This window comes from Lachnotalea sp. AF33-28 (assembly GCF_003477885.1).
Classification (GTDB): domain Bacteria; phylum Bacillota; class Clostridia; order Lachnospirales; family Lachnospiraceae; genus AF33-28.
This window is the reverse complement of record NZ_QUEE01000004.1, coordinates 303,176-322,654: the sequence shown is the minus strand read 5'-3', so window position 1 is coordinate 322,654 and position 19,479 is coordinate 303,176. Positions and strand designations below refer to the sequence as shown.

Below are 19,479 nucleotides of genomic sequence, written 5' to 3'. Positions count from 1 at the left end.
ACCTCCCCGCCTTTATTCTTTCACACTCCCTAACATGATACCGCTTACAAAGTACTTTTGCAAGAAAGGATAGATGAGCAGGACCGGGATCATCGATATAAATATTTTCGCGGAGTTTAACGCGGTATTGGACAGATTATCCAGATGTTTCAGCTGGTCCTCCGTGACAGTGCTGTAATCGATCTGAACCACCATCTGCTTGATATAGGACTGCAGCGGATAATGGGACAGGTTGGTGGAAAGGATATATCCGTGAAAAAATTCATTCCACTGCGCCACTATGGTAAAGAGCGCGACGGTGGCAATGATGGGCTTTGACACCGGGACTATGATGGATACCAGTATCCTCCAGGGCCCCGCCCCGTCCACGATGGCCGCCTCCTCCAGCTCCTTTGAGATGGACTGGAAAAAGTTCACGAAAAGGATCAGGTTAAATACCGGCAGACCGCCGGAAACGGCCAGGCCAAAGATGTTGTTGATCAGGCCGTAACGTTTCATAGTCATATACCACGGAATCAGACCGCCGGAAAACATCATACAGAATATGCAGAGCCAGAGTATGATATTTCTCGCCGGAAACTGTCTGGCCGATTTCGCCAGCGGATAGGCCGCCATGATCAGAACCGTCAGGGAAATCGCGGTGGAAAGAACAACTCTTTTCACAGAGATCAGGAAAGAATTTAAGAACTGAGCGTCCTTCATGATTTCCTGATAATATTTAAAGGTAAATCCTACCGGTACAAAAGCTACCTTACCGGCCGCCACCGCGGACTTGCTGCTTAGGGATACCGCCAGCGTATAGAGCAGCGGGAGCAGGCAGGACAGGGCGCTGACCGTGATTACCGCCAGGATCAGGCCGTAGACCAGCCTGGATGAAAATGTCTTTTTCTCAATCATAAAATCATCCTTTCCGCCGTCAGAAAATACGGTATCCGGCAAATTTGTAGGCGATCAGATAGGAGACGGATATCGTGGTAAATCCTACAACCGACTTAAGAAGTCCCACCGCCGATGCCAGTGAAAACTGCATATCCACCAAACCCGCCCGGTAAACCCAGGTATCAATGATGTCCGCCGCACTGTAGACCGCCGGGTTATACAAGTTATAGATCTGGTCAAACCCGGCGTTTAATATATTTCCCAGGCCCAGCACGGTCATCAGTATAATGGTCCCTTTTATGCCCGGCAACGTGATATGCAGCATGCGCTGCCATTTGCCCGCGCCGTCTATGGCGGCCGCTTCATACAGATCCTGGCTGATGCCGGTGAGCGCCGCCAGGTATACGATCGCGTTGAAACCGAAGCCCTTCCAGATATCGCTTCCGATGATCAGGCCGCGAAACAGCCCTCCCTCCTGGAAGAACAGCATCCGGTCAAATCCCAGGCCGGACAGCAGCATATTGATCGGGCCGTAATAGCCGAAGATCTCCATCAGCATGCCGCCAAGCGCCACCCAGGAGAGAAAATGGGGCAGATAGACGATCGTCTGTGTGGTGCGCTTAAACACCATATTCTTCACTTCGTTGAGCAGCAGGGCAAACACCACCGGCACGATCAGATTTCCTATAATCTTACAGAAGGCGATCAGAAATGTGTTTCCCAATATCTGTCTCACATCTTTCAGCTGAAACATATATTTAAAATTCTCCAGGCCGATCCACGGCGATTTGAACAGTCCCAGCCCCGGATTAAAGTCTTCAAATGCCATGATTACGCCGCCGATCGGCGCGATATTAATACAAAACATCCAGAATAACGCCGGCAGAACCATGAGCCAGTAGTGCTTTTTATTACCCGCTGTCAGGCAGCTTAATTTCCGCATAACAATATCCTCCTAATGTTGCCGATCAAGCAGCTATGACAGACCAGAGTATGGTCTGTCATACGCGGGAAGTTCACGCCAGCTGTGAATAGCAACCCATTTCTTACTTATGTACCGCTTCTCTGACTTCCTTCGTGATATCCGCGCCGCCCTGGGATTCCCAGTCCGCCGCGAACTGATCGAACTCATCGATGGATACCGTTCCCAAAATCATCTTTAAGAACATCTCGTCTTCCAGTTTCTGAAGATTTGACCATTTTCTCTGCATGCTGTCGGTCTGCCAGTAAAGATCGCTGTAGGTCTCCTCGCACCCTGTTTCATAACCTTTATCGATTGCGCCGACTCCGACCAGGATCGAATAGAGTCTGGGGAAATTGGTATCCTCTATATTCCAATTTTCAATGCCGTAATCGTCATACGGCTCCAGCTTTGCACCCTTCACCGTATCCAGGTCATTCTGCATCAGATTATGTTCATCCTTGTCATAGTCCGGTACTGTATCCGTTTCCAGATACTTCTTTAATATTTCCGCATCGCTTTCTTTCTGCTTCGCAATGTTTAACAGCAAGCGGGCCGGAAGCAGTCCCAGATCCACTCCCATCGTATCTACTTTTGCCGCGTCGCGCTGATAATAATTATTCATCAGGATCAGAATCTCCGGATGCCCGTATCCTTTTCTGATGACGCAGAAGGTATCGGAAGGGTTCATCATGTGAGCAGACCATTTCCCATCCTCGGTCAGCGGATAAGGGTATGCCTGCCAGTCCGCCCCGGGGTCATTGGCCAGCGCATCTTTTAAGTTATAACCCACCCACCAGGGGCCGAAGAACATGCCGGCACGGCCGGATTTCCATGCTTCGTCGGCATCCTTTCTGGTACCCAGCTCCGGATCCAGCGTTCCTTCCTGATACATATCCGCCAGTATCTGCAGGGTTTCTTTGGTTTCCTGTGTCAGGGACCCATATACCGTTTCTCCGTTTTCATCCTTTATCCAATAGCCCGGAAAAGCCCGGTTGGCCTGAAAGATACCGCCCAAACCGCACATAACGGCTGACGATTTCAGGAAATTCGCATACAGGCTGCTTCCCGATGAAGGGCTTAACAATCCGATCGTCTTATCTCCGCCCATCTGGTGATCGATAAAGGATTTGGCTGTTGTCCGGATCTCATCGATCGTCTTAGGCACCTCCAGTCCCAGTTCCTCCAGCCAGTCCTGCCTGATCCACAGGAGGTCATAGCCGTCTTTCATCGCCTTGACATTCGGCAACGCCATCATGGCCCCGTCGTAGGAAACCGCCTCCATCGCCTTTCCTTCCGTTGAATCGATGGCCATCTTCACGCGGTCGCTGGCATAGATCTCATAGCTCTCTGTAATGTCCTCCAGCATCCCGGAAGCCATCAGCATCTTGAGCTGCGGCCCATCCACGCTGAACAGATCGGGAAGTTCTCCGCTGGATATCGCAAGGTTCAGCTTTTCATTATAATCATCCGCCGAACCGGCCTGCCACATTACCTCTACCTCAATGTTCATCGCCTCTTTCAGGTAATCAAAAAACGCATTGTCCGTAGCCGTCTGTCCCTCCGGGAAGGGGATGGTGGGATTGACCGTCTGTGCAATCTTAAGCGATACCGGTTCCTGATATCTCCCCAGCGGATCGGGATTCCCGGATTCATCCACCGGCAGGTTTTCTCCCTGGGCAGTTCCTGCTCCGGTTTTTACATCCGCGGTTATCCCCGCAGTGCCCTCTGTGCTGCCGCCCGGCTGGCCCGCGCATCCGGTAAGCATAGCTGCCGCAAGCACAAGCGCCCCAAGCCTGGCAAGGTATGTTCTGTTCCTCTTCATTATCTGCTTCCTCCTTTACTTTCCTCTTTTACTGTAACCCTATTATAAAGAAAGATTGCCCGCAGGGACACCCACTCTTTTTTCCATTTGGGTAACTTTTGTTTTCATTGCTGCGCTGTATTTAACAAAACTGCACCTGTATGTCAACACTTGTACACCCTGCTTAAGCTTCTTGATTTTGGAATATAGCTGCTGTATAATCGACTCTATAAAATTTTATCAAATCTTTGTACCCGGATTTCAGGTTAGAAGTTTAATTTATTGCGGTAATGGAGAAGAATATTTATGTTCACACCTCAAAGCGAGTATTATTCAGATGTTACTCATGATTTTAGCGCTGTATATAAAAACTGTTCCGTCGAATTTAATATGAAATCGTTTCATTTTCATAATGTTTATGAAATATATTATTTTATCACAGGAGAGAGGCGGCTGTTTTACAAAGACAGAATTTATCATATAAGCCCCGGTGATATTGCGCTCATAAATAAATACGAAATTCACAGCGTCGGCGACTGGGAAAAGCCGGGATATTCAATGATAATGATAGATTTTAAAGAGGAGTTTTTATCGGAGTTTCTGTTGGATTGTAATTTATTTGAATGCTTTAATCGGGGAATAATCGTTATTTCCCCAAGAGATACCGACGGTGAGCGTGCCTATGAAAAATTCAGTGACATACTTCAAGAATATAACGGCAGTTTAAACGGCCGGACCGCTGCACTTAAAATCAAAACCGCAGAGCTGCTAATAACGCTGTCGCGTCTGCAGGATATTTACGGGGAGAAAAAAGAAGCCGCGGAGTCCTCGCATCTCATGATCGAAGCTATTATGAAATATATAATTACTAATTATGAAAATACAATCACATTACAGGAGATAGCAGATTTTACAGGATACACTAAAAATTATATCTGTTCATATTTCAAGAAGTATTCGGGATTTTCCATTATAGAATATTTAAACAGCTACAGGGTTAAAAAATCACAGGAATATTTGAAAAATACGGATATGTCTATCACCGATATTTCATCTGTCTGCGGGTTTAAAAGCATTACGCATTTTGGACGTACCTTTAAACTCATCGTGGGGTGCTCTCCTTTGCAGTACAAAAACAGGCTGAAAGGGGCTGTCGTATCAAAATAAGCATATCCGGCAGATTTCCTTGCTTTTCAGCAAAGGATGTTCTGTGGGATATGCTTAAGGCTGTCTGTTTCCCGACTGCGGCTTTCACCGATACTCCTGCCGGCACTGCACCAACAATAAAATTGATATGAGAGCGGTCGCAAGACACATGAACTCTCGTTTCTAATCAAACGGATAAATCCGTTCCTGTTCCATATCAATGGCCACTTTCACAATCGCCGGCTTTTCACGGAAAGGCGCGCTGGGGTCATTACCAAAAAAAGTGCTCCACCACTGCCCGTCTTTATCCTGAAAATAGTTATTATGTCCTCCGCAGGTAACGGCCTCATGGCGGTTCCTGTATGGGCCGTAGAGACTGTCGGACACGGCAACTATGCTGCTGTACCTCCCATACCAGAAATCACCGCAGGACAGGAAATATTTCTTCTGAAATTTAAAAAGGAATGCGCCTTCAAATCCGATCTCGTCCATTCCCTTGTATCCTCTCGACGCATGGCGGTTCGGATCAGGATCCTTTCTATCACACAGCAGGCGTCTGGGTTCCTCTGCCAGCGCTGACATCGTCTCATCCATCCTTGCGATCATGCCGCCTCCATACAGGAAATACACCTGGCCGTCCTCATCCTCGAAAAGGGACGCGTCAATCCCGTCCGTCAGGGGCTTATCTTCCCGGAGCGCATTTACATAGGGGCCCTCCGGCCTTCCCGTCGTACTTTTCAAAATGCCGGTTCCTCCCGGAGAAGTGGAATAGGTGAGAAAGAAATTCCCTCTGATATAGTGAATCTCGGGCGCCCAGATCGAACGGATGGGCTTCTCATGATGCGTCCTCCAGGCTTTCTGCCAGGTTGCATCTTTTTCAAAGGTCCAAACCAGCCCCAGATCCGTCCAGTTTATCAGATCCTCCGATTTCCACAGCGGTATACCGTCATTATGATCCCAGATATCCTCTCCGATAGACCCGGTCATGTAATAGCAGCCGTCACCGGCCAGGCAAATACATGTATCTCTCAGCTTCGTTTGAAGCAAAGGAGCAATTCTGCTGATCGTATTATCCATAAATTTTTTCTCCTTTACCCTTTTTCTATATTTCCGTCTTAAAATCAAAAACCGTCATCTGCGCCTCTGTTCTGTTTTCGCACTGTGCAAATATACCGATCAGTGTTCCCGTAAAGCATTTGCCGGCGTCCGCCCTTGTCAAAACAGGCGCGCTTCCCGCATGAATATATTCGCCGCCGTTTACGGCATAATAAAAATCATAACTCTTCTTAGATGCTTCTATTTTCAGGGTGAGCCTTCCGTTTTCAACTTCCCTGCTGATCGGCGCAAAACCGCTGCCATTTTTAGCGATAACGATATAATCTTTTGTATTTCTGCGCAGTTTTGAGAAGGTATAATACCCCTTATTTGAGATATAAACCGCCACTCCTGCCTCATCACTGTCATTTTGGGGAACAAAGTCCGTTTCGGCAGTTACCGTACATTCTATATCCGGCTGACGGATCAGCATCATGGTCGGCGCGCCCGTTTCATCGGATATTTTTACAGCGGCAAGCTTCAAGCTCACATTTCCGCCGCTCACTATGTAATTTTCACTTACAGGCTTTCTTAAAAACAGCCATTTGGATTCGATTTTAGTAAAATCCGCCGTCCATATTTTTTTTGTACACTGTTTATTCCATAATAAAGGTGTATCGTATTCAATGTGTGATTTTCTGTCCGCTATAACAGGCCATTCGTCTTGCCATACAACAGGCAGTAAAAATGTTTCCCGCCCCATATGTGAATACCACTCATCATCCGGCCGCGTCGCAAGATGTACGCACCACCAGTTTCCGTTTTTATCCTCCACAAAATCTCCGTGACCGCTGCAGGCAACATCTTTTGTACTGTCATATCTGTTCGTAAGTATCGGATTATTCGGACAGTTTTCATAAGGTCCCCATATATTTTTGCTTCTCGCACAGGTAATCATGTGGTTCTGCCCGGTTCCTCCCTCTGCAGCAGTCAGATAATACCAGCCGTTTATATGATATATATGCGGAGATTCCAAATACTGCGGTTTGTCATTACAGTCACCGTGCCATATTTGTTTTATATCGCTAAGCATTTCGCCTGTATCAGCATTAATCTCGACTGCCGATATTGATTCCCGGGTATCTTCACCGCGCGCGTTTGTGCAGTAATACGCCCTGCCGCCGTCAAACAGTATAGACGGATCTATTCCTCCAATATTTACTGTAACCGGATCAGACCATCCTGACGCCGGATTGTTTGAGCTTACAATAAAATTACCGACACCCATAAATTTTGCCGTAACATAGAATTTTCCGTTAAGGTAGCGTATGGTTGGCGCCCATATTCCCTTATCAGGCTCCGCCATTTCAAACGGAAGCTGTTCAGGGCGTTCAATACAGTTGCCGATCTGTACCCAATTAACCAAATCCGTACTGTGATAAACCGGGATACCTGGAAAATATTCAAATGTACTTGTGACTAAATAATAATCGTCTCCTACGCGGCATATGCTCGGGTCGGGGTTGAAACCTTTTATAATCGGATTTGTATATTTCATACCTTGTCACTCCTTACATAAACTGTTTTGAGCATGATTATATCATTATTTTTATTGTAAGGGCAACTCGTATATTCTCATTTTGGCTGATTTTTCAACAAATATTACGATTTATTTTTCATTCAGTTCCAGCACATCTAAAAATATCCGGTTCAATGGCATCCAATCCGCTTTCCGGTCATCCGGAGCATTCTGCACCCACATTTTCTGATTTGCCAGCTCCTGTACGATGTACTCACGGATCACCGGGATCTGCGGATGTTCCTCCCCTTCCTTCGTCCCTGCCTTTCGCGCCATCAGTTCAGCGATGCCGTCAGCAAGAGCTGCGGGCAGATCCGCATCCAGAAGCTCCTCAAACAGCACAGGCGCAGGCCGGCCATGCGCCCTTATATATCTGCATGCCAGCAGCGGCCTTAACGCATAAAAATACTTCTTATACCGGACCGAATCCGCCTGCAGGTACTGGCAGAAGGTGCTGTTGGCCGTACCGTAATAGTGGTATACCGCCGCTTTCACAGAAAAGTATTCCACCGCTTTGCGAAAGATCTGCCCCCAGGTTTCTGTCGTCTTATATACGATGGGGGAGTTTGCCCATTCAAACAGAGATGCGTTTCCTCTATGAAATTGGATCAGCGCTTTTTTCAGATCCCAGCCGTTAATGTCCAGCACCTCGTCCAACTGCCATTCGATGACATCCCTGGGTGCATCCAGCCTCAAGTAATCCTCTTTTGTGCGCACATAAATGAACCGTACATCGTAATCGCTGTCAGGGGAAGCGAATCCCCAGGCCCGGCTGCCGGACTCCACGGCGTGGAGTATCCTGACCTGCTCCTTTTGCTCGATTTCCAGCAGCTTGTGCTCAATTTCCTTTCTGATCTCTTCCATCAAACATCCCCCTCTATCGCCCTACGGTTGATATATTCCACAAATTCCTCCACCTTCGCCATATCCGGGTTATCCGGAAGACAGCTTTCCTTTGCCGCCTTTTCAAGTCTCCTCTCATAATCCGCCAGAAGATCATAAAATGTCCCGTCAAAGGTTTTGTCCGCCCGCTGGAAGCCTCCGTTTCGGATTTTCATCAGAAGCTCCAGATCCTTCGGCCTGTGGGTACGGATTTCTCCCTCCAGGAGGATATCCTCCGCCATCATAAACAGGCGGATCAGGTGCATGGCATGCTTATTTAAATGATTATCGTCCTTTTTGCGGTTGCGTTTTCCGATCCTGTCATAATCCTTTACGACATTATGCATGATTTCCCACATGTTTTCATAATCCCGAAGGGGCAGATGGCGGTAGGAAGCGTCCACAAAGATCTCTGTTTCCAACTCCGGATTCTCCGCCCTGTCAATATACAGGCGGATGCTTCCTTTTTCAAACCCTCCATAGCGCCGGTTAAAATCCTCCAGCGCGCGGTTCACCGATGTCAGTATATGCTGCTCCCGCTCGGACTGCGGCATGGAATCCCTGGCTATGGCATTCTGCAGCCTTCTAAGCTGCGCTCCGGCATATCCCCCAAAGGACCTGACCGCCCTTTTGGAGAGGAATAACCGTTTCTGATCCAGCAGCATCTGCCCCAGTTCGGACCGGATCAGGTATTGATCCTCATCCAGCCCGAGTATTTCACAGGTATTAGGATTGCATTCCAGCAGCAGCTTCACCATCTTGTTAAAGGAATAAATCACGGTGTCGGTCCTGTCATCCTCGTACTGTTCAAACTCCGTCAGACCGATCAGGTCCGACGGCAGGTTCAGCGTAATGCCTCGGAAATCGATATCGCTGTTTTCAGTATTCGTCCCATATGCGTAGCTGCCACCCAGACCCAGGAGCATGATCCTGCTGCCCAGCCGTCTTTCCGTTCGTAAAAAATCATATTCTGATGAATGCATTAATTTTTTAAAATCCGGCATTTTATTCTCTCCTATATTTCTGCAGTTTTCACCCGAAAGCCTATACTGCAGTCTAATCTTGTTCCAACAGTTATGGCATAGTATCTGCCAAGTTACTTTTCACAGCTGTCGTAAACATCCCGCGCATAGCGGGGCAGAGTATAGTCCCCACTATGTGCTGCTTTATCGGCGTCCGTGAACAGTAACTCTGCCAACATTATAACATACCGTAACAAAAATGCTCATTGTCAAAGGCTTACAATTATGATATTATGCTTATAAAGCAGATTTTCTAATTATGTTTCTAATCCGTGATAACCTTCCGGATGTCTGATCAAATCTTTATATACAGGCATTTTAAACGCCTGTTTCTTCAGAAATCCCTGCTTTAATACCACTCATGATGCAGGAGATTTCTAAAGGCCTGTATATATAATACCTATTCAGCTGATCATTACCACCGAACTGTCTTCCTCGGAAAACCTATGGCTGAAAAATCTGACCAACCGCCTGTCGGATATGGCCGAAGCGGAAATACTGATCAAAGAGTATGAGAATCATAAAAATAACAAATTATATGAATCTGTTATGGACCTCATAGTGCGTGCTAACAAAAGCAAATTTCAGGAGGTGAAATCCATGTGTGTATGCGATGCATTAAAAGAACTGATGAAAGACGAATTGGATGCTAAAAGGGAGGAAGGACTTGAAGAAGGAAAAAAAGAACAGGCAGCTATGCTCATTAAAATTGTAGAATCCGCCATGAGAAACTTTCACGTAGACCTGGAAACAGCCTGCCGCGGTATCGGAACTACACTTGAAGAGTATAACGGAGCTAAACAGATGCTGGCAGAAACGCATAATGAAATAGCTTAACCGCGCCTTTTTCCGCTCCGGTCCACAATGCTGTTTGCACTAGCAGCCTTTACAGGCTGAATCTCGATTCTGTCCGCCCAGCATCGGCCGTCTTCCATATGCAGAACAGCCAGGGTCAGAGGAAGAGAAAAGCGCTGTTTTCCGCAGCTCCCCGGATTCAGCCACAGACGTCCTTCTTTTTCTTCCGCTGAATATTTATGCGAATGTCCATAAATCACGATCTGACTGCTGCCTAAGCTAACCGGGATATCCTTCCTGTCATGCACCGCAAAAATCCGAACGCCCCCTAGGCTAAATTGCAGATACTTCGGCAGTTCATTCGCCCACATTCCGTCATTGTTGCCCCTCACCGCATAGAACGGGGCATCCGCCTTTTTATTTTCTATGATCTGCTCCATAATTGTTCTCGCACAGAAATCCCCGGCGTGTATTACGGCGTCGCATTCGCGGATCCGGCTTAACGCCTCTTCCCTTAACAAATCATGTGTGTCAGACAATACAGCTGCTTTCATTCAATTCTCTCCCTATCACAGTTCTTTCCCAAACGTCAAATTGCTCTGACACTGAGGGCAAAATGTACTGCTCCGCCCGCCGATCACCGTGCGGCGAAGTACCGTTTTACAAATGGGACAAGGCTCTCCTTCATGTCCGTAAACCTGTAAAAATGGCGTATTGCGGTAATCTTGTCCCTTTGTTTCTAAATATTCTTCCGGGGTCATGTCATTTTTTTGAACAAAAAAGGTAAGACGCTCCGGGACGATTGCTGCAAGACGTTTCCATTCCTCCCCGGTCAAGCTGTTTGCTGGCCGCGCCGGATAAATCTTTGCCGCAAATAAAATCTCGTCGGAATAGATATTCCCAATTCCGGCAATCACGCTTTGTTCCATCAGGCACTCTTTGATTGCTTTCTTTCGTTTTCCACATTTGGCGGACAGATATTCCGCAGTAAAATCAGAAATGAGCGGCTCCTTGCCTAATTTCTCAATCCCGCTGTATGTATCTGTTTCATCTTTCCCCAGCAGCCAGAAGCGTCCAAAACGGCGAGTATCTGAAAACCGCAGTTCTTTGCCGTTATTCAGTCGGAAAACAATGTGCGTATGCTTTTCTTTTGGGAAATCTGCCGGTACCAGCAGTAAACATCCGGTCATTCTCAAATGAATGATAATCCGCGCTCCACTTTCAAGCCGGATAAGAAGGAATTTCCCCCGGCGTGTGATACAATCAAAAACCTGTCCTTCCAGACGGCGGCAAAATTGATCAACGGCAGGATGCGCGACCACTTCCGGGCGGCTGACGGCAGCCTGTTCAATCTCAAGCCCCCGTATCTGTGGCTCAAGTACCCGCCGTATGGCTTCTACTTCCGGCAATTCAGGCATGGCCGTCACCACCTTTCCTCGCTGATTTTTTTATCTGCTCGTGATAAAAGTAATTGACAATGACGGGCGGCGCGTGAAAGGGGCGTTTCATGCTGTCGTCATTCGTCACATAATCAAGGCCGATCTCTGCGGCGTAAGCTTTTAACTCGGCGTCCAGCAGTTCCCAATAGATGCGGCTTCCTTTCTGGTAAATCTCCCGATAAAGAGATAGCAGTTCCGGGCGCTTTTCCTGTATATACTCCATAATCACCGCTTTATAGCTGCCCCGCAGGTTCAGATTTTCCAGCCAAATCAAATTGCACTGTCCCTTTGCCCGGTCAATAATCGCTTTTACGTCTGTAATGCCGGGGAATATAGGGGAAACAAAACAGGTGGTGCGAATACCGGCCCGGTGAAAGGTTTCCATAGCCGCAAGCCGCCGCTTTATACTGACGGCACTGTCCATGCCGTTTTTGAAGTCCTCGTCCAGCGTATTGACAGACCATGAAACGCGGGCGTCCGGAAAAGTCTGGATTAAATCCAAATCACGCAAGATCAGATCGCTTTTTGTTGCAATGCTGATTTTTGCGCCGCTTCCTTTCAGTTGTTCCAGCAAAGCGCGTGTGCGCTCGTAGCATTCCTCCTGTGGGAGATAAGGGTCGGTAACAGAGCCGATAAACAGTTCCTTGCCTGCATATTTCTTCGGATTCTTAATTTCCGGCCATATTTTGACATCTAAAAAAGTTCCCCACGGCTCTGCATGGCCTGTAAAACGCTTCATAAAGGACGCATAGCAATATTGACAGCCATGTGTACAGCCTACATAGGGATTGACCGAGTATTCACATACGGGCAGATTTGACTTTGTGATAACACTTTTCACCTGAATCTCTCGAATAAGCGGATCGTTCATTTTTCCAGCCTCCCATATAAATATAACCGTTCGTAGTGCGGATTTCTCTTGCTTACCCCACCGGTTTACCATTTATTCCAGTGCACTTTATTATCCACCGTTGCTTTGACCTGAGACGGCAGAAGTGCATCCTTGGCTGGATAGCCGAGAACAACTAAAGCCGGCAGGCACCAGCTGTCGGGCACTTTCAGAAATTCCCTGATCTGCTCCGGCTCTTTTTTCACCGGAATATGGACAACAGACCCCAGCCCCTCCGCAGTTGCGGCAAGAAGCATGTTTTCCACCAGCGCCCAACTCGCGCCGTAATCCATAAGCCCATAGCCGTTTTTATCCTCACTCAAAGGATACTTCTGCTTGAAGAAGGGCAGAATTACACAAGCGGCTTCTTCAACCATGCTGCGCTGGCGGGGGTAGGCAATTTTGAACATCTCCTGCTGCGGCGTTTTCGGCTCCACGATACGGCAAGGATAGGGCCGGATGAATTTTGCCAAATCCATAATGATTGCCTTATCCGTCAACGTCACCAGTTCCCAACGCCTTTGATGATTGGAAGAAGGGGCTTTCAGCCCCGCATCCAAAATGCGCTCCAACACTTCTTTGGGAATTTCCCGGTTCTCAAACTGACGGATACTTCTTCTTTTGTTGATGACTTCATAAAATTCCATTTGCTAATCCTCCGTTTCCTGATTTACCAACATGGTAAGGTTTTTTGTAAATGTTCTTGAAAGGGCAATCAGTTGCTTTTGTTCCTCCGGCGTAAACATAGACATAGCCGTATCCTCTGCCCATGTGATATGGCGTACAATTTTTTCGCAGTATGCCCGCCCTGCGTCTGTCATTTGGACAATTTTATTCCGCTTATTTTCGGGAATCTCGGTAACAGTAACATAACTGTCACCCAGCAAATTTTTGACGATTAAATTCACGGTCTGCTTGGATTGAAAGGTTCGTCTGCATATCTCTGTCTGTGTCATTCCATCCTTTGCATAAAAAAGAGCGTTTACCACCAACAGCGTCTTCATCAGCATACCATGACGTTTTGCATATTCGTCGTACAGCGCAAATTGTTCATCTCTGAATTTGCAATACAAGTATGCGTTTTTCTTATCTTCTTTGGTCATATCCCACCGTCCTTGGTCTATTTCTTTACGGTCAATTTATTGACTTTATTATAGTGAAAATACACAGGTTTGTCAAGTTTTTTCCTCTGTCAGCCGTGAATCCATTGTTACTGTTCACGGCTGCCGTAAACGTCCCGCTATGCGCTGCTTGATCGGCATCCGTGAACAGTAACAATTCATTGCGGTACAACATGCAAAAAAGGAGCCAGAAACCTCTCTCCAGGTTTCCAGCTCCTTTATAAAATGTTTTGAGAACATCCAACATGCCCAAGGCTGTTTTAAAAGGTAACAATCCTTATATCGAATAGTTTCCTATATTTCGTCAATCGCCCTGCCAATATCGTTTCTCATATACTTATTCTCAAACCGCACCCACTGCGTCGCTTCATAGGCATTGGCCCTTGCCTGTTTCAGATCGGCTCCTTTGGCCACAATGCCCAGCACGCGGCCGCCGTTTGTCAGCACCGTGGCGCCGTCGTCCGCAAATTTCGTGCCCGCATGGAACACATAATATCCGTCTTTCCCATCAAATGACTCCAAACCGCTTATGGGCAGGCCCTTCTTATAGGATACAGGATAGCCGTCGGAGGCCAAAACCACGCAGACCGCCGCATTGTCTTCAAATTCCAGGTCGATCTGATCCAGCCGGCCGTCGATGCAGGCCTCAAATACCTCAACGATATCGTTCTTCATGCGCGGGATCACCACCTGAGCCTCCGGATCTCCGAAACGGGCGTTATATTCCAAAACCCGCGGACCCTTAGGAGTCAGCATCAGGCCAAAAAAGATAATGCCTTTGAACTCACGGCCTTCCGTCTTCATGGCGTCCACCGTGGCCTGATAGATGTATTGATGGCAGAACTCATCCACTTCCGGCGTATAGAAAGGGCTGGGAGAAAATGTGCCCATGCCGCCTGTGTTGAGGCCCTGATCGCCGTCTTTGGCTCTCTTATGGTCCTGGGCTGAGGTCATGATGCGGATGGTCTTACCGTCCACAAACGAAAGCACGGATACTTCCCGGCCCGTCATGAACTCTTCAATCACCATGCGGTTGCCCGCACTGCCAAACTGCTTATCCAGCATGATGGCCTTCACACCGTCCTTCGCCTCTTCCAGAGTGTTGCAGATCAGCACGCCCTTTCCCAAAGCCAGCCCATCCGCCTTAAGCACGATCGGAAACTCGGCCTCATTCTCAAGATAATGGATGGCGGCTTCGGGATCCTCAAAAGTTTCATAACCAGCTGTCGGAATGTTGTATTTCTTCATGAGATCCTTGGAAAACGCTTTGGAGCCTTCCAGGATCGCTGCGTTCTTTCTGGGGCCGAATACCCTTAAGCCCTTTGCCTCAAAGGCATCTACTACACCCGCCACCAGCGGATCGTCCATGCCGATCACGGTCAGATCGACCGCGTTTGAAGCGGCAAAATCCGCCAGTTTCTCTATCTCCATGGCGCCGATGGGAACACATTCGGCAAACTGCGCGATCCCCGCATTGCCGGGCGCGCAGTATATCTTGTCAACCAGCGGGCTTTGAGCCACCTTCCACGCGATGGTATGCTCTCTGCCGCCGCTGCCTACTATCAGAACTTTCATCCTTTGACCTCCTCTATTTCAGCTCGCCGCCGGCAATCATCTGGATCGCCCGGGGCAGGATTACCCACTCCGCTTCTTCCATCACCCGGCGCTGCAGAATCTCCGGCGTGTCACCGTCCTTTACTTCCACCGCTTTCTGCAGGATGATCGGGCCGGTATCCATGCCTTCATCCACAAAGTGGACCGTGGCGCCTGTCACCTTCACACCGCGCTTCAGCGCAGCCTCATGCACCTTGAGCCCGTAATATCCCTTTCCGCAGAAGGAGGGAATCAGGGACGGGTGGATGTTGATGATCCTTCCGGCATATTTTCTCACCATCTCCACCGGAATGGCCACCAGAAATCCTGCCAGCACGATCAAATCCAGATTATAGGAATCGATCCTGTCCAGAAAGGCCCGGTTGAAGGCCTCTCTGTCCTCAAAATCCTTCGGAGAAATGCATTCCGCAGGTATCCCCGCAGCTTTCGCGCGCTCAAGTGCATATGCATTCTGATTGTTGCTGATCACAGCTTCAATAGAAGTATCGGTTATTCTGCCGTCCGCAATGCTGTCGATGATCGCCTGCAGATTGGTTCCGCCGCCGCTGACCAGGACGCCTATCTTCAGCATAATACCACTCCTTTTTCACCTGCTGCGGTACGGCCCACCACATAAGCCTTTTCGCCTGCGGCTTCAATCGCCGCGATGGCGGTCTGTACGTCCTTCTCTTCCACTGCCAGCACCATGCCAAGGCCCATATTATAGGTATTGTACATGATTTTTTCCTCAATCTGGCCCTTCTTCTGCATCAGCCTGAAGATGGGGAGAACCGGATAGCTGTCCTTTTTCACCTCGGCACAGATGCCGTCAGGCAGCATGCGCGGGATATTTTCATAGAAGCCGCCTCCAGTAATATGGCTGCAGCCCTTGATGGTGACTCCCGCTTCCTTCACACCGCGCAGGGCTTTTACATAGATCTTGGTGGGCGCTAACAGCGCTTCTCCGAGAGTTGTGCCCAGCTCCTCATAGTAAGTGCCAAGGCCTTCTTCGGTAATGTCAAACACCTTGCGCACCAATGAGAATCCGTTGCTGTGCACGCCGGAGGATGCGATACCGATCAGCACATCGCCGGGTTTGATATCCTGGCCTGTGATCAGTTTCTTTTCATCCACGATGCCAACGGCAAAGCCGGCCAGATCGTATTCGTCCTCCGGGTAAAATCCGGGCATCTCCGCAGTCTCGCCGCCGATCAGCGCCGCGCCCGACTGCTTGCAGCCCTCCGCCACACCGCTCACGATCGTAGCGATCTTCTCCGGAAAATTTTTACCGCAGGCTATGTAATCCAGGAAAAACAGGGGCTCACCGCCGGCACAGGCGATATCGTTCACGCACATCGCCACGCAGTCTATGCCCACCGTATCATGCTTGTCCATCACAAAAGCCAGCTTCAGCTTCGTTCCCACGCCGTCCGTGCCGGATACCAGAGTGGGTTTTTCCATAGTTTTAAAGCTTTCCATAGAGAATGCGCCGGAAAATCCGCCCAGCCCTGTAAGCACCTCCGGCCTCATGGTTCCCTGCACATATTTCTTCATCAGTTCCACCGATTTGTAACCGGCTTCGATATCCACACCTGAATTCTTATAATCCATCTTTTCTCCTCATTTCTGCGCGCATGATGCACAATATTATTGTGTGTAATCCTTTGTAACCGTTCAGGCGGCGAAGTTACAATTCCTTAGATCCGCCCGCTGTTTTTATTTTTTCTGATCCGCCAGGTAAGCCTCATACTTTACCTCTTCCAGTTTCGCGGCCTTCTTCTCCACCGTCTCTCTCATCTGGTCGCTGTATGCGGCGATCTTCTCTGTCAGGCCGTCATCCTCGATTCCGAGCATGCGGATCGCCAGCAGGGCCGCGTTGGCCGCGCCGTCTATGGCGACTGTGGCTACCGGGACTCCCGGAGGCGTCATAACGGTGGAATACAGAGCGTCCTGTCCTCCAAAATACTTGGAATAGATCGGCACACCGATGACCGGCAGCGTGGTCATGGCCGCCACCATGCTTGGCAGCGCGGCCGCCCAGCCCGCTCCCGCGATGATCACTTTAATGCCTCTGGCTTTCGCGCCCTTCGCATATTCGCACATCTTATCCGCCGTCCTGTGAGCGGAAATCACGGACATTTCATAGGGTACGCCGAAGTCCTCCAGCATCTTGGCAGCTTTCGCCATCACCTGTAAATCAGAGTCACTTCCCATAATAATACTTACGATTGGATTCATGCTAATTCCTCACTTTCTCTCATTTATCTGTTAAAGTATTCAGAGCCTTATTGAGCTCCTCACAGCCCGGCAGCACAAATCTGCCGTTTCGGTATAATACGATTTCACTGCCGTCCTGCCGCACGCCTGTAATCTCCCCCAGCTCATCGTAGGGCAGCGTGACATCCGTATGGCATCCGTAATAGGCTTTCATCGGATCTTCTCTGCGCAGGATGCTGATCTCATTGTCCCTGGCGATAATTTCCTTTCCGTCGGGATTATAGACCTTCATATCCTCACTGTGTGAGTAGCAGGTATCCCCGAAAGCGAAATGCGGTCCTGTTTTCTCCGCAATGAGAATCTTCAGCTTATCAAAAATCTCATAGTCCTTTGCCATCTTATAAGCCACTGTGTTTGTGCCGATGGCAAATTCCCCTATGGGCAGTGTCTCGTAATTGTTCAGTATGGTTTCTCTGACAAAGGCTCGGTTCTGGGATGCTTCTTCGAAATTGGTACAGCCATAATCCGTCACCATGCCGTCCTTTAACGAAAATTCGAGATTCTCATAGCGCAGCTCATGGATATAGACCTCCTGTACATGCAGCACGCCGCAGGTTCCCTTAAGCACCGGAGAAGTGAACACCTCTCCCAGCGGGATATTTACGTCTGCCAGACAGTTTTCGAAATTGCTCTCCTTTTCCCCGTCCGTAAGCTCATGAAGCCGGACCGTCAGATCCGTCCGGTTGCCCGGCATCCCTTTGACTTTTACTTCGCAGCATCCGTCCAAAGCATCGATCAGTTTCGTCTGTATCTCTTTATAGATCTCATAATCCAGCGTGTTCAGCCGGATCGTCTCACGGAAGATTTTCTCAAAATGCGGGCCGATTTCCGGAATCGGATAAGAGATGATCGTAAAGCTCCTCTCCTCTCCCGGTATATACTCATTGACCATCACCGTGGTCTCTCCCTGCATCTGTGCCATGAGCTTCTGCTGCTTTTCGGACAGGCTGCAGACCTCCGGCTTGTTCACCGGATAAAACTGCTTTTCACCGAAGGTTTCCACAAACGCCGGCCCCGCCATGGCGGATGCCAGTTCCTTTCTCTTCTCATAGGACTGGCGCAGCACGGATACTTTCCGTTCCTTTAGCGCCCCATCAAAGAATAGCCCCAGGTCAAAGCGGTGGTCATACTCAAACTGCCGGTTCGCCGGTGTGCCGACACAGCCAGTCCTGTAGTTCTGGCGCTTGTTGATCAGGTGTACGGCCGGCCGGTACAGCACAGCCTGAAGGCCGAGCCGTTCAAACTGCAGGACGGTTTCCCGCACCACCCGTTCAAATCCCAGCGTATACCGGATCTCTATAGTCTTCTTGGCATCCAAAGGCTTGCCGGCCAGCTCAAAGCCCTTTTGAAAGCCGCCTACACAGGTGGCAGCCATGGAAGTGACGGTCTCCTTGGGCAGCGTATTTAAAAATGCTGCCGTATCCAGCTCGCTTTCACTGATATATTCTCCGAATCCGTACAGATAGCGCAGATCCTTAAGATCGCTCTCCATAACGGTCTGATAAAATACGCCTGTCCGGGGTGTAAGTACCTGTTCGGTCCTATAGTCCACCGTGATATCACAGTTGTCGCTGATATAGTAATAGAGGGTATCCTTCACTTCTCTGTACAGATCGGCGCTCTCCTCACGGTGCTCAAACAGGTTATAAACTTCTATAAATACTTCGGCCAGACTGACGAACTCCTCAGTCCTCCTGTCAAATGCCAGGCCGATCATCCCGCGTATTTCGGTATATAAAAAGGAAAGGATACGGCCAAATTCCTCTCCCAGCGCTGCCGACGCATAGGCCGGGTTGGCAAAACTGTGTTCATAGGCGTCTGCCAGCACATCGCCGTAGAGCTCCCGGTTCCGGGCTTTTAAGCCCTCCAGATCCAGACCGCTCAGCCGGTCCGGCTCCGTCTCCCTATACAGCGCAAACATCCTTGTTATAAAGCGGGATACCCGCTGAAAATAAACATCATAAGGCGCACCCACGCTGGTCTCTTCCGGTATCTGTCCGATCCGTTCCTCCGCCAGCGCCATGCGCTCTAAAAGAAAATCCAGTTCCATTCTTCGC

General features: G+C 48.9%; 19 protein-coding genes. 2 read left to right on the top strand and 17 right to left on the bottom strand.

What is annotated here, in order from left to right; all coding sequences use genetic code 11:
- Positions 1-12 precede the first annotated feature (12 nt).
- The 3 genes from DWZ56_RS08105 to DWZ56_RS08095 form a co-directional block, all read right to left on the bottom strand.
- On the bottom strand, positions 13-897 hold the full coding sequence (locus DWZ56_RS08105) for a carbohydrate ABC transporter permease (protein ID WP_118555842.1): 885 nt from the start codon (positions 895-897) through the stop codon (positions 13-15).
- A 19-nt stretch (positions 898-916) separates the two neighbouring features.
- Positions 917-1,822: an ABC transporter permease gene (locus tag DWZ56_RS08100; protein ID WP_118555841.1), complete on the bottom strand. Its 906-nt coding sequence runs from the start codon at positions 1,820-1,822 to the stop codon at positions 917-919.
- A gap of 103 nt (positions 1,823-1,925) precedes the next feature.
- Positions 1,926-3,665 carry an extracellular solute-binding protein gene (locus DWZ56_RS08095; protein WP_118555840.1) on the bottom strand — a complete coding sequence of 580 codons (1,740 nt, stop codon included), beginning with the start codon at positions 3,663-3,665 and terminating at the stop codon, positions 1,926-1,928.
- Between the two features lie 285 nt (positions 3,666-3,950).
- Here DWZ56_RS08095 and DWZ56_RS08090 point away from each other — a divergent pair, with 285 nt between their 5' ends.
- Positions 3,951-4,811 carry a helix-turn-helix domain-containing protein gene (locus DWZ56_RS08090; RefSeq protein WP_118555839.1) on the top strand — a complete coding sequence of 287 codons (861 nt, stop codon included), beginning with the start codon at positions 3,951-3,953 and terminating at the stop codon, positions 4,809-4,811.
- Between the two features lie 162 nt (positions 4,812-4,973).
- On the opposite strand, the gene DWZ56_RS08085 is transcribed toward DWZ56_RS08090, so the two are convergent.
- The 4 genes from DWZ56_RS08085 to DWZ56_RS08070 all read right to left on the bottom strand — a co-directional run bounded on the left by DWZ56_RS08085 (position 4,974) and on the right by DWZ56_RS08070 (position 9,290).
- Positions 4,974-5,867, bottom strand: a complete 894-nt coding sequence (locus DWZ56_RS08085) for a family 43 glycosylhydrolase (protein ID WP_118555838.1) — start codon at positions 5,865-5,867, stop codon at positions 4,974-4,976.
- 25 nt (positions 5,868-5,892) lie between these two features.
- A complete protein-coding gene (locus DWZ56_RS08080) occupies positions 5,893-7,383 on the bottom strand; it encodes a glycoside hydrolase family 43 protein (RefSeq protein WP_118555837.1) in 1,491 nt (496 codons plus the stop codon).
- A gap of 111 nt (positions 7,384-7,494) precedes the next feature.
- Positions 7,495-8,268, bottom strand: coding sequence for a nucleotidyltransferase domain-containing protein (locus DWZ56_RS08075; protein ID WP_118555836.1), 774 nt, complete (start codon positions 8,266-8,268; stop codon positions 7,495-7,497).
- The gene (locus DWZ56_RS08070) at positions 8,268-9,290 is read right to left on the bottom strand and encodes a DNA polymerase beta superfamily protein (RefSeq protein ID WP_118555835.1); all 1,023 of its coding nucleotides are present in this window, start codon (positions 9,288-9,290) and stop codon (positions 8,268-8,270) included. The genes DWZ56_RS08075 and DWZ56_RS08070 overlap by 1 nt, the downstream gene beginning before the upstream one ends.
- A 618-nt stretch (positions 9,291-9,908) precedes the next feature.
- On the opposite strand from DWZ56_RS08070, the gene DWZ56_RS08065 reads away from it, so the two are divergent.
- Complete coding sequence (locus DWZ56_RS08065; RefSeq protein ID WP_158584496.1) at positions 9,909-10,145, top strand: hypothetical protein; 237 nt, start codon at positions 9,909-9,911, stop codon at positions 10,143-10,145.
- On the opposite strand, the gene DWZ56_RS08060 is transcribed toward DWZ56_RS08065, so the two are convergent.
- From DWZ56_RS08060 to DWZ56_RS08010, 10 genes are all read right to left on the bottom strand, one after another.
- On the bottom strand, positions 10,142-10,657 hold the full coding sequence (locus tag DWZ56_RS08060; protein ID WP_118555833.1) for a metallophosphoesterase family protein: 516 nt from the start codon (positions 10,655-10,657) through the stop codon (positions 10,142-10,144). The two genes, DWZ56_RS08065 and DWZ56_RS08060, sit on opposite strands and share 4 nt — an antisense overlap.
- Before the next feature lie 15 nt (positions 10,658-10,672).
- Positions 10,673-11,521: a bifunctional DNA-formamidopyrimidine glycosylase/DNA-(apurinic or apyrimidinic site) lyase gene (gene mutM, locus DWZ56_RS08055; protein WP_118555832.1), complete on the bottom strand. Its 849-nt coding sequence runs from the start codon at positions 11,519-11,521 to the stop codon at positions 10,673-10,675.
- Positions 11,514-12,413: a radical SAM mobile pair protein B gene (locus DWZ56_RS08050; protein WP_118555831.1), complete on the bottom strand. Its 900-nt coding sequence runs from the start codon at positions 12,411-12,413 to the stop codon at positions 11,514-11,516. The genes mutM and DWZ56_RS08050 overlap by 8 nt, the downstream gene beginning before the upstream one ends.
- A gap of 65 nt (positions 12,414-12,478) precedes the next feature.
- Positions 12,479-13,078 carry a nitroreductase family protein gene (locus DWZ56_RS08045; protein ID WP_118555830.1) on the bottom strand — a complete coding sequence of 200 codons (600 nt, stop codon included), beginning with the start codon at positions 13,076-13,078 and terminating at the stop codon, positions 12,479-12,481.
- Positions 13,079-13,081: 3 nt separating this feature from the next.
- Positions 13,082-13,534, bottom strand: coding sequence for a MarR family winged helix-turn-helix transcriptional regulator (locus DWZ56_RS08040; RefSeq protein ID WP_118555829.1), 453 nt, complete (start codon positions 13,532-13,534; stop codon positions 13,082-13,084).
- 312 nt (positions 13,535-13,846) lie between these two features.
- A complete protein-coding gene (purD, locus tag DWZ56_RS08030; protein ID WP_118555827.1) occupies positions 13,847-15,127 on the bottom strand; it encodes a phosphoribosylamine--glycine ligase in 1,281 nt (426 codons plus the stop codon).
- A gap of 13 nt (positions 15,128-15,140) precedes the next feature.
- Positions 15,141-15,737: a phosphoribosylglycinamide formyltransferase gene (gene purN / locus DWZ56_RS08025; protein WP_118555826.1), complete on the bottom strand. Its 597-nt coding sequence runs from the start codon at positions 15,735-15,737 to the stop codon at positions 15,141-15,143.
- Entirely contained in the window at positions 15,731-16,756 is a 1,026-nt protein-coding gene (gene purM / locus DWZ56_RS08020) for a phosphoribosylformylglycinamidine cyclo-ligase (protein ID WP_118555825.1), read from the bottom strand. The genes purN and purM overlap by 7 nt, the downstream gene beginning before the upstream one ends.
- Before the next feature lie 105 nt (positions 16,757-16,861).
- Positions 16,862-17,383: a 5-(carboxyamino)imidazole ribonucleotide mutase gene (purE, locus tag DWZ56_RS08015; RefSeq protein WP_118555824.1), complete on the bottom strand. Its 522-nt coding sequence runs from the start codon at positions 17,381-17,383 to the stop codon at positions 16,862-16,864.
- Positions 17,384-17,402: 19 nt separating this feature from the next.
- Positions 17,403-19,472, bottom strand: coding sequence for an aminopeptidase (locus tag DWZ56_RS08010; RefSeq protein WP_118555823.1), 2,070 nt, complete (start codon positions 19,470-19,472; stop codon positions 17,403-17,405).
- Between the last annotated feature and the right edge of the window lie 7 nt (positions 19,473-19,479).